Genomic DNA, 14611 nt, shown 5'->3' with positions numbered 1-14611 from the left:
AAACAGCTCCACGGGGTGAAATATATTTCCCGGCGCTTTATAGTGGCCGACCTCCGTTTCATCAAGTAGCCGAGCCCCATGTCCGAGCCACGCAAGATCCTCGTCACCAGCGCCCTGCCCTATGCCAATGGTTCCATCCATCTTGGCCATATGCTTGAGTACATCCAGACCGATATGTGGGTGCGCTTCCAGAAGCATCGCGGCAACCAATGCATCTATGTCTGCGCGGACGACGCCCACGGTTCGGCCATCATGTTGCGCGCCGAAAAGGAAGGCATCACCCCGGAACAACTGATCGCCAACGTGCAGGCTGAACACAGCGCCGACTTTGCCGAGTTCCTGGTGGACTTCGACAACTTCCACTCGACCCACTCCGAAGAAAACCGCGAGCTGTCGAGCCAGATCTACCTGCGGTTGAAGGACGCCGGGCATATCGACCAGCGGTCGGTCACCCAGTATTTCGACCCGGAAAAGAAAATGTTCCTGGCCGACCGCTTCATCAAGGGCACCTGCCCGAAATGCGGCACCGAAGACCAGTACGGCGACAACTGCGAAAAATGCGGTGCAACCTATGCGCCGACTGAATTGAAGGATCCGAAGTCGGCTATCTCCGGTGCCACTCCGGTACTCCGGGATTCCCAGCACTTCTTCTTCAAGCTCCCGGATTTCCAGCAGATGCTGCAAACCTGGACCCGCAGCGGCACCCTGCAGGATGCCGTGGCCAACAAACTCGCCGAATGGCTCGACAGCGGCCTGCAACAGTGGGATATCTCCCGCGATGCGCCGTACTTCGGTTTCGAGATCCCGGGCGAGCCGGGCAAATACTTCTATGTGTGGCTGGATGCGCCGATCGGCTACATGGCCAGCTTCAAGAACCTGTGCGATCGCACGCCGGAGCTGGACTTCGACGCGTTCTGGAACAAGGATTCCACGGCCGAGCTGTACCACTTCATCGGCAAGGACATCGTCAACTTCCACGCCCTGTTCTGGCCAGCGATGCTGGAAGGCTCGGGCTACCGCAAGCCGACCGGCATCGCGGTGCACGGCTACCTGACAGTCAACGGCCAGAAGATGTCCAAGTCCCGTGGCACCTTTATCAAGGCGCGCACCTACCTGGACCACCTGTCGCCGGAATACCTGCGCTACTACTACGCCTCCAAGCTGGGCCGTGGCGTCGATGACCTGGACCTGAACCTGGAAGACTTCGTACAGAAGGTCAACTCGGACCTCGTGGGCAAAGTCGTCAACATCGCCAGCCGTTGCGCCGGGTTCATCCACAAGGGCAACGCCGGTGTGCTGGTGGCCGAGAACGCTGCGCCAGAGCTGACCGACGCGTTCCTGGCCGCCGCGCCAAGCATCGCCGACGCCTACGAGGCCCGTGACTTTGCCCGCGCCATGCGCGAAATCATGGGCCTGGCCGACCGCGCCAACGCCTGGATCGCCGACAAGGCACCGTGGTCGTTGAACAAACAGGAAGGCAAGCAGGCTGAAGTCCAGGCGATCTGCGCCACGGGCGTCAACCTGTTCCGCCAGCTGGTGATCTTCCTCAAGCCGGTGCTGCCATTGCTGGCCGCCGACGCCGAAGCGTTCCTCAACGTCGCGCCGCTGACCTGGAACGACCACGCCAGCCTGCTCAGCAACCACCAGCTGAACGAGTTCAAGCCGCTGATGACCCGGATCGACCCGGTCAAAGTCCAGGCCATGACCGACGCTTCGAAAGAAGACCTGGTCGCCAGCCAGACCGACACCGGTTCGGCTGCACCCGCTGGCAATGGTGAACTGGCCAAAGACCCGCTTTCCCCGGAAATCGACTTTGACGCTTTCGCCGCCGTGGATCTGCGTGTCGCGCTGATCATCAAGGCCGAAGCCGTGGAAGGTGCCGACAAGCTGCTGCGCCTGACACTGGATATCGGTGACGAGCAACGCAACGTGTTCTCCGGGATCAAGAGCGCCTATCCGGACCCGTCCAAGCTGGATGGTCGCCTGACCATGATGATTGCCAACCTCAAGCCACGGAAAATGAAATTCGGTATTTCCGAAGGCATGGTGATGGCGGCAGGCCCTGGCGGTGAAGAAATCTACCTGCTGAGCCCTGACAGCGGCGCCAAGCCAGGCCAACGCATCAAGTAAGCCTGCACAACAGCCCTGTCGCTTCGGCGACGGGGCTTTTCAGCTAGTCCCCTCTTCTCGCTTGTCGGATAATCAAGTTCTGTTTGTCTAGCCGCCATGCCAATGATCCCAGCATGAACCTCATTCAACGTATCGACGCGCTGCTGCCGCAGACCCAATGCGGCAAATGCGGGCACCCGGGCTGCAGGCCATACGCCGAAGGCATCGCTAAAGGCGAGGACATCAACAAGTGCCCGCCGGGTGGTCAGGAGACGATCGTCGGCCTGGCCCACCTGCTGAGCGTCCCCGTGCTGACGCTGGACGCCAGCCGTGGTGAAGCGCCAGCCCAGGTTGCCTACATCCGCGAAGCGGAGTGCATCGGCTGCACCAAATGCATCCAGGCGTGCCCGGTGGATGCGATCGTCGGTGCTGCCAAGCTCATGCACACGGTGATCAGCGACGAGTGCACGGGCTGTGACCTGTGCGTGGCGCCTTGCCCGGTCGACTGCATCGATATGCGGCCGCTGGTCGACCTGGTGCCAATGGTGGGCGGATTGGCGGCCAGCGAACACGAGCACCACGAACGCAGCCTCAAGCGTGACCGGGCGCGGCGGCGTTATGAACAGCGCAACGCGCGTTTGCAGCGGGAGGAACAGCGCCAGCTGGCAGAACGCCTGGCACGGGCCAAGCGCGTGGTGCCGACGCAAGCTGCACCCGCAGATGCAGGGCAAGCCGCCTCGGATGCAGCGATCAAGAAAGCCAAGATCGGCGTCGCCATGAGCCGTGCGCAGCTGCACAAATCCCTGAAAGCTTTCGGCCATCCGCCAACGTTTGAGCAACAATCGCAACTGATCATCCTGCAACACCAGTTCGAAGCCGCGGAGCAAGCACTCACAGCGCTGGAAGCCAGCAGTCCGCCGCCGCTCCCTGCCAACAAAGACCCTGAGCTCAAGCGCGCGAAAATCCAGCTGGCCATGCGGCGCGCCGAGTTGAAGAAGGCTCAAGAGCAGTGCGCCGACGCGCAACAGCTGGCAACGCTCAGCGCGGCATTGACCGCTGCCGAGCAAGCCCTGCATGACGTCGAGGCGACCTCCGAGCAACCCCGCCCCGACTTGCAGCGCGTGGAAAAACGCCCCATAGACGCCCGACTGCGCCAGCTGAAAACCGCCCTGGCCTACGCCCACGCGGAGGTCAGCAAGCTACAGCGCCAACCGGGCGTCGACGCAGTAGTGCTGGCCGCGGCGAAACACAAACTGGAAGAGGTGCAGCGCCAGGTCGATACCCATGTCAGCGCCTGACCTCTCTATCCTATTGAGGTTGTTGCCTATAGGGCTCCGCGCCTGGGAGCACTTTTCACCATTACGCCGACCGTCTGCAAGGAATTGCCTGCCCCATGAACGCCGTAAAACGCCTGGAAATTTTCCGCAGGTTTCACGAGGACAATCCAGAACCGAAAACCGAACTGGCCTACTCGTCACCGTTCGAGTTGCTGATTGCGGTGATCCTGTCGGCGCAATCCACTGACGTTGGCGTCAACAAGGCCACGGCCAAGCTGTACCCGGTGGCCAATACACCGGAAGCGATCCACGCCCTGGGCGTCGATGGGTTGTCCGAATACATCAAGACGATTGGCCTGTACAACAGCAAGGCCAAAAATGTCATTGAAACCTGCCGAATGCTGGTGGAGTTGCACGGCAGCGAAGTGCCGCAAACGCGCGAAGCCCTGGAAGCCCTTCCCGGTGTCGGCCGAAAAACCGCCAATGTCGTGCTCAACACGGCATTTCGGCAGTTGACCATGGCGGTGGACACGCACATTTTCCGGGTCAGCAACCGAACCGGCATCGCCCGCGGCAAGAATGTGGTGGAAGTGGAGGCTCAATTAATGAAGTTCGTGCCCAAGCCATATCTACTCGATTCCCATCACTGGTTGATTCTGCACGGGCGTTACGTTTGCCAGGCGCGCAAGCCACGCTGCGGCAGCTGTCGCATCGAAGACCTGTGTGAGTACAAGGACAAGACGTCCGACGATTGAGCATCATTGTTTTTTTCGATCAATCGATTGAAAAAATCTTTTTTACCCATTCATGGATTATCGTTATAAGGAGCGCCAACGGCAGTCTTAGCCCGGAGTGAACCTTATGAGCACTGGCAAAGAACAATTGGATGTAGAAGACGACCTCGTTGCAGAGTCGGAAGACGATGGCGAAGCCCCCGTTGCGGAGGTAGCCAAGACCAATCTGAGCAAACGCCGCACTATCGACAATCTGCTGGAAGAGCGACGCTTGCAAAAACAACTGGCCGATTACGACTTCGACCTCTGACCTGCCCGTTGGCGAGCAGAAGCCTCCCTGACGGAGGCTTTTTTCTACCTGTCTCCCTGGCTGGCTATCAAGCGAATTGACGGCGCACTCCTCTATACCAGCCCATTGCGCTGGGCCAACTCAATCAGGTCTACCAGCGAACGTGCATTGAGCTTGAGCAACAAGCGGGTCTTGTAGGTGCTCACCGTTTTATTGCTGAGGAACATGCCATCGGCGATCTCCTTGTTGGTTTTGCCCCGGGCCAGCTGCTGCAGCACCATCATCTCCCGGCCCGAAAGGCGCTCGACCATGTCGGCCTCGGTAGCGTTGCCCATGGTTGAGCGCACTGAGTTGAGTGCCTGGTTCGGGAAATAGCTGTAGCCGGAAAGCACCGCCTTGATAGCACTCAGCAACTCGGTCAGGTCCTGCTGCTTGCAGACATACCCCGCTGCGCCAGCCTGCATGCAACGCATGGAGAAATGCCCCGGTGCCTGGGACGTCAGCACCAGCACCTTGAACGGGGCTGGCTGCTTGAGAGAGGACAGCCGGCAAATAACTTCCAGCCCATCGAGCTTCGGAATCCCAATATCCAGTATGACGATGTCCGGCATATGCTCCCGTGCAAGTTGCAACGCATCGACACCGTTATCAGTCTCGGCAACGACCTCATAACCATGACGCTCCATTAGCATACGCACAGCAAGACGAATGACGGGATGATCATCCACGATCAGCACTTTATTCATAAGAAAGTCCAATTTCGCTGTTCGAATTATTCAGAGCAAACACAATAGCCTAGTCGTTTCCTAGTTGGCATAGCGCTCCCCCCCAAGTAACAGCAAGCAGAGACCCAACCCACAACGATATAGGAATCGGCCTACAAAAAAACACCAACTTGGGTGTATCGAGTTTTATGGAAGCTTTCAGACTTTTCTGGATTCCCACATGTTTTGAAAAAATTATCCAGTGGATAAGGGGTGAGCGGTAAAGGTAGCGCACACAGTTTTCAGCAAATGTCCCTTGCTTGTTGCCTTCACGCGGGTAAGCCGGCAAAAAAAAACCAGTCATTCCAGTTCCCTTCAAAATATCTAGTTACACCAATATTTCCTACAGATCTTTCAATCAGAAACATCCATACCACGCCCGTATGAGTGAATTTTCTGTAAGACATAGTTCCTTACCAGGTGTAAATAATTCATTTCCCCACCATACATACACCAACAAATACTTTTTTCCGCACGGCAAACTTTTCGAGCGACTAACTTTCAACACATGTTAAACATTCACCACCGCGAGCCGGAACTGACTATCGCTGCGCTTTTTCACAGACAAAAAAAAGGCCCCTTGAACAAGGGGCCTCTCTTGGAGCGGGTGGCGTACTCAGAACAACTTGCGACCTTTGTTGGCCGCAATGCGCATGCGCAATGCGTTCAACTTGATAAAGCCCGCTGCGTCCGCCTGGTTGTAGGCGCCGCCGTCTTCTTCGAAGGTAGCGATGTTGGCGTCGAACAGCGACTCATCGGACTTGCGACCGGTGACGATCACGTTGCCCTTGTACAGTTTCAGGCGCACAACGCCGTTCACGTGGGCCTGGGAGGCGTCGATCATCTGTTGCAGCATCAGACGCTCAGGGCTCCACCAGTAGCCGGTGTAGATCAGGCTGGCGTACTTGGGCATCAACTCGTCTTTGAGGTGAGCCACTTCGCGGTCCAGGGTGATGGACTCGATAGCACGGTGGGCACGCAGCATGATGGTGCCGCCCGGAGTTTCGTAGCAGCCACGGGACTTCATGCCCACGTAACGGTTCTCGACGATGTCGAGGCGGCCGATGCCGTGTTCGCCACCGATGCAGTTCAGGGTCGCCAGCACGGTGGCCGGGGTCATCTCGACGCCGTCCAGTGCGACGATGTCGCCGTTGCGGTAGGTCAGTTCCAGGTACTGCGGCTTGTCTGGCGCGTTCTCCGGGGAGACGGTCCATTTCCACATGTCTTCTTCGTGCTCGGTCCAGGTGTCTTCCAGCACGCCGCCTTCATAGGAGATGTGCAGCAAGTTGGCGTCCATCGAGTACGGGGACTTCTTCTTGCCGTGACGCTCGATCGGGATTGCGTGCTTTTCAGCATAATCCATCAGCTTTTCACGGGACAGCAGGTCCCATTCACGCCAAGGCGCAATCACTTTCACGCCTGGCTTGAGGGCGTAGGCGCCCAGTTCGAAACGTACCTGGTCGTTGCCCTTGCCGGTGGCGCCATGGGAAATGGCGTCGGCGCCGGTTTCGTTGGCGATTTCGATCAGGCGCTTGGCGATCAGCGGACGTGCGATGGAAGTACCCAGCAGGTACTCGCCTTCGTAGACGGTGTTGGCGCGAAACATCGGGAAAACGAAATCGCGGACGAATTCTTCGCGCAGGTCGTCAATGTAGATCTCTTTCACGCCCATGGCTTGCGCCTTGGCACGTGCAGGTTCGACCTCTTCGCCCTGACCCAGGTCAGCGGTGAAGGTCACCACTTCACAGTTATAAGTATCCTGCAGCCACTTGAGGATCACCGAAGTGTCCAGGCCGCCGGAATACGCGAGAACGACCTTGTTTACGTCGGCCATGCCATCACTCCACGGGGTTGTACGGAAAGGCGACGATTCTACCGATCAAAACCGTGAAATTACAGGGGCGCGACAGCAAATGAAGATAAAGCGACAGATTATGTCGAACGAGCGACCGATGGTCGCACGTCAGGAGGTGGCGGCCGGATTGCTTGGCGCAGTGGCCGTGGGCGCCGGTTTCTCGGGGGCTGCCACCCGTTCCAGCTGAATATTGACGCGGCGGTTGCGCGCCCGGTTGGCGGCATTGGTGTTGGGCGCCAACGGGTAGCTTTCGCCGTGGAAACGCAGGGTGACCTGGGACTCCTGGATGCCGTTGGCCTTGAAGTACTCCATGACCGCCAAGGCCCGCCGGCGCGAGACATCGCGATTGGTCAAACGATTGCCGCTATTGTCCGAGTGGCCATTGAGCTCGATGTGGTTGACGGTGGGGTCAGCCTTCATGAACTCCACAATCACTGCCAGCTTCTGCTTGGCGGCAGCGTCCAGCTCGATGCCACCACCGGGGAAACCGACTTCCGTCTGCTTGACCTGGTCGTAGTTCATCGGCAGCAACTTGGCGGTACACAGTTGGTAGTCGCTGTAGGCCTTGTTGAAGCGCACCGGCAACAAGCGGATTTCCGAGTAGCCGCCTTCACGCCCGTAATGCCGGACCGTCGGCGAGCGCCCCTCCAGCAAGCCATTGAACAGCCTTCCAGCCTGGGCCTGGGAACTGTTGAACAACACATCGCCACTGCCCGCACGCACCGCACCCAGGTTGATATCACCCCGGCCAGGCTGCCAGGGTGCAGCGGCAGCCAATAAGGTCGCAGAACCCGCCCCCAGCGATCCGCCATAGGCTTTCAGACGAAACGTCGCCTGCTCGCCCGCCCGGCGCACGAACTCACCCGAACCGAAGTCGGTGATCGGCTGGGTCAGACGGCACTCGAACTTGTCGCCCTCCACCTTCCACTCAATATTCTCCAGACGTGTCTGGAACGTGAGGGCCATCGCAGGCAGGCTGGCGAACACACTGAGCAGGGCTAGATATTGCTGGCGCACGGGAGGCTCCACTGGTTTCTACAACACTTCAAAGCGTCATACATCGATAAGGCATACCAAAGGCTATCGGATGCATCCTGCAAAACTTGATAGCGAGTGCCTGCAAGAGTCTTTTCCGGTAGCATTCCCACCAGATTGACCCGCCTGGAATCCCCAATGTCCGACCGCCTGACCCTGCTGCGTCCCGACGACTGGCATATTCATCTTCGCGATGGTGCTGCGTTGCCCCAAACCGTGGCCGATGTTGCGCGCACGTTTGGCCGCGCCATCATCATGCCTAACCTGGTACCTCCGGTGCGTAATGCCGCTGAAGCCGACGCCTATCGCCAGCGTATCCTCGCTGCGCGGCCGGCCGGCAGCCGCTTCGAACCGCTGATGGTGCTCTACCTCACCGACCGTACCCAGCCCGAAGAGATTCGTGAAGCCAAGGCCAGCGGCTACGTGCACGCCGCCAAGCTGTACCCGGCTGGCGCGACCACCAACTCCGATTCCGGCGTGACCAGTATCGACAAGATCCTGCCGGCCATCGAAGCCATGGCCGAAGTCGGCATGCCGCTGCTGATCCACGGTGAAGTCACCCGTGGCGACGTGGACGTGTTCGACCGCGAGAAGATCTTCATCGACGAGCATATGCGCCGCGTGGTCGAGCTGTTCCCGACCCTCAAGGTGGTGTTCGAGCACATCACCACCGCCGATGCCGTGCAGTTCGTCACCGAGGCTTCGGCCAACGTCGGCGCGACCATTACCGCCCATCACCTGTTGTACAACCGCAACCACATGCTGGTGGGCGGGATTCGGCCGCACTTCTATTGCCTGCCGATCCTCAAGCGCAACACCCACCAGGTGGCGTTGCTGGACGCGGCGACCAGCGGTAATCCGAAGTTCTTCCTCGGCACCGACTCGGCGCCCCACGCCCAACACGCCAAGGAAGCCGCGTGCGGCTGTGCCGGTTGCTACACCGCTTATGCAGCCATCGAGCTGTACGCCGAAGCGTTCGAAACACGCAATGCCCTGGACAAGCTCGAAGGTTTTGCCAGCCTCAACGGCCCGCGTTTCTACGGCCTGCCGGCGAATACCGACCGCATCACCCTAGTCCGTGAAGACTGGACCGCCCCTGCCAGCCTGCCGTTTGGCGAGCTGACCGTTATCCCGCTGCGCGCCGGTGAAACACTGCGCTGGCGCCTGCTGGAGGAAAGCAAGTGAGTGAAGACCATTACGACGACGAACACGAGCACAGCGGTGGCGGCTCCCGCCATCCGATGGCCGAGCGGTTTCGCGGCTATCTGCCGGTTGTCATCGACGTAGAAACCGGTGGTTTCAATTGCGCCACCGACGCGTTGCTGGAAATTGCCGCGACCACCATCGGCATGGATGAACAGGGTTTTGTGTTCCCGGAACACACCCACTTCTTCCGCGTCGAGCCGTTTGAAGGCGCGAATATCGAAGCAGCCGCCTTGGAATTCACCGGTATCAAGCTCGATCACCCACTGCGCATGGCCGTGAGTGAAGAAGCAGCGCTGACCGATATCTTCCGTGGCGTGCGCAAGGCATTGAAAGCCAATGGCTGCAAACGCGCGATCCTGGTCGGGCACAACAGCAGCTTCGACCTGGGCTTCCTGAACGCCGCCGTGGCGCGGCTGGACATGAAGCGCAACCCGTTCCACCCGTTCTCCAGCTTCGACACCGCCACCCTCGCGGGTCTGGCTTACGGCCAGACCGTACTGGCCAAGGCCTGTCAGGCAGCCGGTATCGACTTTGACGGTCGTGAAGCCCACTCGGCGCGCTACGACACCGAGAAGACGGCCGATCTGTTCTGCGGCATCGTCAATCGCTGGAAGCAGATGGGCGGTTGGGAAGATTTCGGCGACTGAAGCCATTTCCCGCGCACAAAAAAACCGGCCTTCTCAGGCCGGTTTTTTTGTACCTCGACTCTGGCTTACAGCTTGCCAGCGTTCTCGGTCAGGTAAGCCGCAACGCCTTCTGGCGAAGCGTTCATGCCTTTGTCGCCTTTTTTCCAGTTGGCCGGGCAGACTTCGCCGTGCTCTTCGTGGAATTGCAGGGCGTCGACCAGGCGGATCAGCTCTTCCATGTTACGGCCCAGTGGCAGGTCGTTGATGATCTGGGAGCGTACAACGCCCTTGTCATCGATCAGGAATGCGCCACGGAAAGCCACGCCGCCTTCGGACTCAACGTCGTAGGCCTTGGCAATGTCGTGCTTCATGTCGGCAGCCATGGTGTATTTGACTTTGCCGATGCCGCCATCATTGATGGCGGTGTTGCGCCAGGCGTTGTGGGTGAAATGGGAGTCGATGGAAACGGCTACCACTTCAACGTTGCGCGCCTTGAAATCGTCCATGCGGTGGTCCAGAGCGATCAGCTCCGAAGGGCAGACGAAGGTGAAGTCCAGCGGGTAGAAGAACACCAGGCCGTATTTGCCTTTGATGGCTTCAGACAGCTTGAAGCTGTCAACGATTTCGCCATTGCCGAGGACGGCGGGTACGTCGAAATCCGGGGCTTGTTTGCCGACGAGTACGCTCATTGGATATCTCCTGATGTAAGGGTGACGATTGAAGTAAAAGGACCGGCCCAGTCTGGCGCCCTTAAGCGACAGCCCTGTGACGCAGTCACGCTTCGTGAAGACCGACCATCATACACTGAAAAAACCGTTCGTCAGTGCGGGCACGCTGTCAGCGAATACCCTACGAATCTACTTTGACAATCATTCTCGTTAACATTAAGATCCACCGCACTTAAGCCTTAAACCCGCGACGGTTCTCCCTTATGTATGTCTGCCTCTGTACTGGCGTCACCGACGGACAAATCCGCGAAGCAATCTACGAAGGTTGCTGCAGCTACAAGGAAGTGCGTGAAACCACCGGCGTTGCCAGCCAGTGCGGGAAATGTGCCTGCCTCGCCAAGCAAGTGGTACGGGAAACCCTGACGCAGCTGCAAACAGCCCAGGCCGCAATCCCCTATTCAGCAGAATTTACACACGCCTAAATAGGCGTGTTTTAAAGAACCGGACTTAGTGTCCGGTTTTTTTATGCCCGCAATTCAATTAGTTAGCGCCAAGACGCGGAACACAAACATTCTTATTCCGATTAATTTTCATTTATTATTCAATAACTTAGGTTTGACACTAAGGTTTTCGCCGCTCAAACTCCGCCCTATACACAGCGATTACAGGGCAGGACCCCAGTCATGAAAGGCGACATCTCAGTCATCCAGCAACTCAACAAAATCCTTGCCAATGAACTGGTCGCGATCAATCAGTACTTCCTGCATGCACGCATGTATGACGATTGGGGCCTGGAAAAGCTCGGCAAGCGCGAATACAAAGAGTCCATCAAGGCCATGAAGGACGCCGACGCGCTGATCAAGCGCATCCTGTTCCTGGAAGGCCTGCCGAACGTGCAGGACCTGGGCAAGCTGAACATCGGCGAGCACACCCAGGAAATGATCAGCAGCGACCTCAAGTTCGAACAGAAGAGCCACAGCGACCTCAAGGCCGCCATCGCTCACTGCGAAACCAAAGGCGACTTCGGCAGCCGCGAACTGCTGGAAGATATCCTGGAAGACCAGGAAGAACACATCGACTGGCTGGAAACCCAACTGGGCCTGATCGACAAAGTCAGCCTGGAAAACTACCTGCAATCGCAGATGGGCGAATAAGCCCTCGGCAAGCAGGTATAAAAAAGCCCCGCTCTCTCACGAGAAGCGGGGCTTTTTATTGCAAACGAATCAAGCGTCGGTCTTGGCCGCCGCGTTCGCCGCCGCTTCCTTGATCAGGGCTTGCAGCGAACCATCAGCCGCCATCTCGACGATGATGTCGCTACCGCCGACCAGCTCACCGGCCACCCACAGTTGTGGGAACGTAGGCCAGTTGGCGTACTTCGGCAGGTTGGCGCGGATTTCAGGGTTTTGCAGGATATCCACGTAAGCGAATTTCTCGCCGCACGCCATGATGGCCTGGGACGCCTTCGCGGAGAAACCGCACTGAGGAGCGTTAGGTGCGCCCTTCATGTAAAGCAGAATGGTGTTGGCAGCAATCTGCTCTTTGATCGTTTCGATGATATCCATGGAACACCTCGGCTGGAACTTTGCGACTCACAGGTCGGCACGGTGGCGCATTGTAACGCAAAATTCCAGCCGGGTGCTCAGGCAGCTGCGACCTGCACCGGAACGCCATTGAGCGCGGCGTTGCCCGACAACTCGTCCAATTGCCGTTCGTCGGTCAAGTCGTTCGCACTCGCCCCCGGCTGCCCGCTGGCGATGCTCATCTGCACGCCCGGCCGGCCATGCCCCCAACCGTGGGGCAGGCTGACCACGCCGGGCATCATGTCCAGACTGGCCAGCACTTCCACCTCGATCATGCCGATGCGTGAACTCACGCGCACCCGCTGGCCATCACTCAACTGCCGGCTGGACAGGTCATCGGGATGCATCAGCAACTGATGACGCGGCTTGCCCTTCACCAAGCGGTGATAGTTATGCATCCAGGAATTATTGCTGCGCACATGCCGGCGTCCGATCAACAACAGTTCGTCAGCCACCGGCAGCGGCTGCGCGGCAAACCGCGCCAGGTCGGCAAGGATCACCGCAGGCGCCGCTTGCACCTTGCCATCCGCAGTTTTCAGACGCTGGGAGAGGTTGGCCCTGAGCGGCCCCAGATCCACGCCATGGGGGTGATCTGCCAGCATCGCGACGGACAGCTTATGCTCGGACCCATCACCATACGCTCCGGCCCGCAGCCCGAAGTCGATCATCTGCGCCGGCGCCATGGTCGGCTTGAGCGCAGCCCCCGTCTGCGCGGCGAACGCCTGGGCCAAACCGACAAAGATCTCCCAGTCATGCAACGCGCCTTCGGGCTTGGGCAAAATCGCGCGATTAAAGCGGGTGACATTACGCACGGCGAACATATTGAACGTGGTGTCGTAGTGATCGTTTTCCAGGGCCGAGGTGGACGGCAGGATCAAGTCCGCATAACGCGTGGTCTCGTTGATATAGAGGTCGATGCTGACCATGAACTCCAAGCCATCCAGGGCTTGTTCCAACTGACGACCGTTGGGCGTGGACAACACGGGGTTACCGGCGACGGTCACCAGCGCGCGGATTTGTCCTTCGCCTTCCGTCAGCATTTCTTCAGCCAAGGCCGACACCGGTAACTCGCTGCCATACTCGGGGCGCCCGGAAACCCGGCTCTGCCAGCGATTGAAATGCCCGCCGCCGGTGGACGCCACCAGGTCCACTGCTGGCGACGTGCATAACGCACCGCCGACCCGATCCAGGTTACCGGTGACCAGGTTGATCAACTGCACCAGCCAATGGCACAGCGTGCCGAAGGCCTGGGTCGAAACCCCCATGCGCCCGTAACACACGGCCTTGTCCGCCGCGGCAAAGTCCCGCGCCAACTGGCGAATCTGCCCGGCCGGCACCGCACACTGGCGGCTCATGGCCTCGGCGGTGAACGCGGCAATGGCGCGCTGCACATCCTCCAGGCCTTCGACGGGCAAATGGCTGGCACGGGTCAGGTTCTCGCTAAACAACGTGTTGAGCACCGCGAACAACAACGCCGCATCCCCACCGGGGCGCACAAATATATGCTGGTCGGCCATCGCCGCCGTCTCACTGCGCCGAGGATCAACCACCACCACCTTGCCTCCCCGGGCCTGGATGGCTTTCAGGCGTTTCTCCACATCGGGCACAGTCATGATGCTGCCGTTGGACGCCAGCGGATTGCCACCCAGGATCAGCATGAAGTCGGTGTGATCGATATCCGGGATAGGCAGCAACAGGCCATGACCGTACATCAGGTGGCTGGTAAGGTGATGGGGCAGTTGGTCCACCGAGGTCGCGGAAAAGCGGTTGCGCGTCTTGAGCTGGCCCAGGAAGTAGTTGCTGTGGGTCATCAGCCCGTAGTTGTGCACGCTGGGGTTGCCCTGGTACACCGCCACCGCATTCTGCCCATGCCGGGCCTGGATGCCTGCCAGCCGTTCGGCGACAAGCTTGAACGCATCGTCCCACGGGATCGGCTGCCATTCGCCTGCCACGCGCAACATCGGTTGGTGCAGGCGATCCGGGTCATTCTGGATATCCTGCAACGCCACGGCCTTGGGGCAGATATGGCCACGGCTGAAGGTGTCCAGCGCGTCGCCCTTGATCGAGGTGATCGCCAGGCTGCCGTCGTCGGCGCGCGTGGTTTCCAGGGTCAGGCCGCAGATGGCTTCACACAGATGGCAGGCACGGTGATGGAGAGTCTTGGTCATGGCCAGTCTCTTTATTAGGGCTTTGACTCAACTATGGGCCGCGACCGATGAGGACGCCACCAAGGTTCGCCCCGTGAATCGACGGACATCAGGCCAAGCCATGGGTAAGCATGAGTAAATATTTCAGAAACTTCGCACATCACCGCTGAAACCGACACAACCCGGCCCAGGCCCGCCCCGGCGGATTGCAAAAGGTTACGGGGCCAGTGTACAAATGGCTCGCTGCTGTCAGGAATTCGTCTTCAAAAGCGCTCAGGCGCCCTTCTTGAACACCCCTAAAAACGTAGCCCCTATTGGTAA

14 protein-coding genes are annotated in these 14611 nt (G+C 59.0%); 8 read left to right on the top strand and 6 right to left on the bottom strand.

The genetic code is table 11. The features are described 5' to 3' along the window. The first annotated feature begins 78 nt into the window (after positions 1 to 78). The 4 genes from metG (at position 79) to PSH87_RS05915 (ending at position 4430) form a co-directional block, all read left to right on the top strand. Positions 79 to 2130, top strand: coding sequence for a methionine--tRNA ligase (metG, locus tag PSH87_RS05930; protein ID WP_305432873.1), 2052 nt, complete (start codon positions 79 to 81; stop codon positions 2128 to 2130). 113 nt (positions 2131 to 2243) lie between these two features. Further along, positions 2244 to 3407: an electron transport complex subunit RsxB gene (gene rsxB, locus PSH87_RS05925; protein WP_305432872.1), complete on the top strand. Its 1164-nt coding sequence runs from the start codon at positions 2244 to 2246 to the stop codon at positions 3405 to 3407. 95 nt (positions 3408 to 3502) lie between these two features. Next, on the top strand, positions 3503 to 4141 hold the full coding sequence (nth, locus tag PSH87_RS05920; protein WP_017738281.1) for an endonuclease III: 639 nt from the start codon (positions 3503 to 3505) through the stop codon (positions 4139 to 4141). 106 nt (positions 4142 to 4247) lie between these two features. Continuing rightward, the gene (locus tag PSH87_RS05915) at positions 4248 to 4430 is read left to right on the top strand and encodes a PA3496 family putative envelope integrity protein (protein ID WP_017738282.1); all 183 of its coding nucleotides are present in this window, start codon (positions 4248 to 4250) and stop codon (positions 4428 to 4430) included. 92 nt (positions 4431 to 4522) lie between these two features. On the opposite strand, the gene PSH87_RS05910 is transcribed toward PSH87_RS05915, so the two are convergent. The 3 genes from PSH87_RS05910 to PSH87_RS05900 form a co-directional block, all read right to left on the bottom strand. Continuing rightward, on the bottom strand, positions 4523 to 5155 hold the full coding sequence (locus PSH87_RS05910) for a response regulator transcription factor (RefSeq protein ID WP_017738283.1): 633 nt from the start codon (positions 5153 to 5155) through the stop codon (positions 4523 to 4525). A 634-nt stretch (positions 5156 to 5789) separates the two neighbouring features. Next, positions 5790 to 7007 carry an argininosuccinate synthase gene (locus tag PSH87_RS05905; protein ID WP_305432871.1) on the bottom strand — a complete coding sequence of 406 codons (1218 nt, stop codon included), beginning with the start codon at positions 7005 to 7007 and terminating at the stop codon, positions 5790 to 5792. A gap of 129 nt (positions 7008 to 7136) precedes the next feature. Next, entirely contained in the window at positions 7137 to 8045 is a 909-nt protein-coding gene (locus tag PSH87_RS05900) for an OmpA family protein (RefSeq protein WP_305432870.1), read from the bottom strand. A gap of 156 nt (positions 8046 to 8201) precedes the next feature. Between PSH87_RS05900 and pyrC the strand changes: the two genes are divergently transcribed. Continuing rightward, entirely contained in the window at positions 8202 to 9248 is a 1047-nt protein-coding gene (gene pyrC / locus PSH87_RS05895) for a dihydroorotase (RefSeq protein WP_017738286.1), read from the top strand. Continuing rightward, entirely contained in the window at positions 9245 to 9916 is a 672-nt protein-coding gene (gene rnt / locus PSH87_RS05890) for a ribonuclease T (protein WP_017738287.1), read from the top strand. Before pyrC ends, rnt begins: the two co-directional genes overlap by 4 nt. A gap of 65 nt (positions 9917 to 9981) precedes the next feature. On the opposite strand, the gene PSH87_RS05885 is transcribed toward rnt, so the two are convergent. Further along, the gene (locus PSH87_RS05885) at positions 9982 to 10584 is read right to left on the bottom strand and encodes a peroxiredoxin (protein ID WP_003172097.1); all 603 of its coding nucleotides are present in this window, start codon (positions 10582 to 10584) and stop codon (positions 9982 to 9984) included. 242 nt (positions 10585 to 10826) lie between these two features. On the opposite strand from PSH87_RS05885, the gene PSH87_RS05880 reads away from it, so the two are divergent. Next, complete coding sequence (locus PSH87_RS05880; RefSeq protein ID WP_003208706.1) at positions 10827 to 11045, top strand: bacterioferritin-associated ferredoxin; 219 nt, start codon at positions 10827 to 10829, stop codon at positions 11043 to 11045. A gap of 201 nt (positions 11046 to 11246) precedes the next feature. Next, the gene (bfr, locus tag PSH87_RS05875; protein ID WP_017738288.1) at positions 11247 to 11717 is read left to right on the top strand and encodes a bacterioferritin; all 471 of its coding nucleotides are present in this window, start codon (positions 11247 to 11249) and stop codon (positions 11715 to 11717) included. Positions 11718 to 11786: 69 nt separating this feature from the next. On the opposite strand, the gene grxD is transcribed toward bfr, so the two are convergent. Continuing rightward, the gene (gene grxD / locus PSH87_RS05870; RefSeq protein ID WP_017738289.1) at positions 11787 to 12125 is read right to left on the bottom strand and encodes a Grx4 family monothiol glutaredoxin; all 339 of its coding nucleotides are present in this window, start codon (positions 12123 to 12125) and stop codon (positions 11787 to 11789) included. A 77-nt stretch (positions 12126 to 12202) separates the two neighbouring features. Continuing rightward, positions 12203 to 14311, bottom strand: a complete 2109-nt coding sequence (locus PSH87_RS05865; RefSeq protein WP_305432869.1) for a molybdopterin oxidoreductase family protein — start codon at positions 14309 to 14311, stop codon at positions 12203 to 12205. Positions 14312 to 14611 lie beyond the last annotated feature (300 nt).

This window comes from Pseudomonas sp. FP453 (assembly GCF_030687495.1).
GTDB lineage: Bacteria > Pseudomonadota > Gammaproteobacteria > Pseudomonadales > Pseudomonadaceae > Aquipseudomonas.
Note: the sequence above shows the minus strand (reverse complement) of the source record. Positions and strands in the feature narration are given on the sequence as shown.